Genomic DNA, 1,621 nt, shown 5'->3' with positions numbered 1-1,621 from the left:
ATTTCTTTTAACAAATGTTCTTTTTTTTTAGAACAGTTATGATATAGTTAGAATAGTTTAAAATAAGGAGTGAGAAAAAGATGAAAGAAAGATATGGAACAGTCTATAAAGGCTCTCAGAGGCTCATAGACGAAGAAAGTGGAGAAGTCATAGAGGTAGACAAGTTATACCGTAAACAAACGTCTGGTAACTTCGTAAAGGCATATATAGTGCAATTAATAAGTATGTTAGATATGATTGGCGGAAAAAAACTTAAAATCGTTAACTATATCCTAGATAATGTCCACTTAAGTAACAATACAATGATAGCTACAACAAGAGAAATAGCAAAAGCTACAGGAACAAGTCTACAAACAGTAATAACAACACTTAAAATCTTAGAAGAAGGAAATATTATAAAAAGAAAAACTGGAGTATTAATGTTAAACCCTGAACTACTAATGAGAGGCGACGACCAAAAACAAAAATACCTCTTACTCGAATTTGGGAACTTTGAGCAAGAGGCAAATGAAAAACAAGAAAATGCATTATCTGATTATTATTCTTTCAAGGACTAGTATAACATAAAATCGTCTACAAATAGACAAAAAACCTGCACGCTTAATGTAGATCAAAAGCTTAACGCAAATGAAATAGATTGACCTCCCAATAACACCACGTAGTTATTGGGAGGTCAATCTATGAAATGCGATTAAGCTTTTTCTAATTCGCATAAGCGTGCAGGTTTAAAGTACATAAAAAATATAATGAAAAAAAGCATCATTATACTAACGTTATACCAACATTATACTCTCATTATACTAATTGCTTATTCCAATTTCCTATTGGTTGGAACCAACAGGCGTTAGTGTGTTGTTGAGTTGGTACTTTCATGGGATTAATCCCATGAAACCCCCAACCAACTCGCCAAAGCTTTGGCTAACACACACGCCATTCCAACCAATAGTTTTCTCGGCATAAAGCCATGCTCTGACGCTTAAGTGCACTAATGCCTTTAAAAAACATTAAAGTCTAACACACTAGACTTATTTACTTCGTAATTAAGTCGTTAAACCGTGTGCTCTACGACCAAAACTATAAAACCTTTAAGAACTTTCTTTTTTCTTGTAAAAAAAGAAACTAGATAAATCTCTCATATCTTTTATTCAATAATCGCATCAGATTGCAGTATAAATTTAACGATCACTCATCATGTTCATATTTATCAGAGCTCGTGCTATAATTATACTAATTTTATAAGGAGGAAAAAATAAGTGGTTATAATGAACGAGAAAAATATAAAACACAGTCAAAACTTTATTACTTCAAAACATAATATAGATAAAATAATGACAAATATAAGATTAAATGAACATGATAATATCTTTGAAATCGGCTCAGGAAAAGGCCATTTTACCCTTGAATTAGTACAGAGGTGTAATTTCGTAACTGCCATTGAAATAGACCATAAATTATGCAAAACTACAGAAAATAAACTTGTTGATCACGATAATTTCCAAGTTTTAAACAAGGATATATTGCAGTTTAAATTTCCTAAAAACCAATCCTATAAAATATTTGGTAATATACCTTATAACATAAGTACAGATATAATACGCAAAATTGTTTTTGATAGTATAGC

The 1,621-nt window shown here is 30.9% G+C and carries 2 protein-coding genes; both read left to right on the top strand.

Annotated elements, in window-relative coordinates:
- The first annotated feature begins 80 nt into the window (after positions 1–80).
- Entirely contained in the window at positions 81–557 is a 477-nt protein-coding gene (locus E6X37_RS10290; RefSeq protein WP_000664727.1) for a replication/maintenance protein RepL, read from the top strand.
- Positions 558–1,262: 705 nt separating this feature from the next.
- Positions 1,263–1,621: rRNA adenine N(6)-methyltransferase family protein (locus E6X37_RS10285; RefSeq protein WP_046594244.1), on the top strand; the 359-nt coding region annotated here is incomplete at its 3' end.

Origin of the sequence: Veillonella parvula (assembly GCF_032550495.1) — a bacterium.
Lineage (GTDB): Bacteria > Bacillota > Negativicutes > Veillonellales > Veillonellaceae > Veillonella > Veillonella parvula_G.
The sequence above is the reverse complement of the archived record's forward strand: the minus strand, read 5'-3'. Positions and strand labels throughout refer to the sequence as shown.

Bases quoted from the DNA above. Each gene is read 5' to 3' on its own strand.
- E6X37_RS10290 (WP_000664727.1), top strand. From the start codon at position 81: ATGAAAGAAAGATATGGAACAGTCTATAAAGGCTCTCAGAGGCTCATA.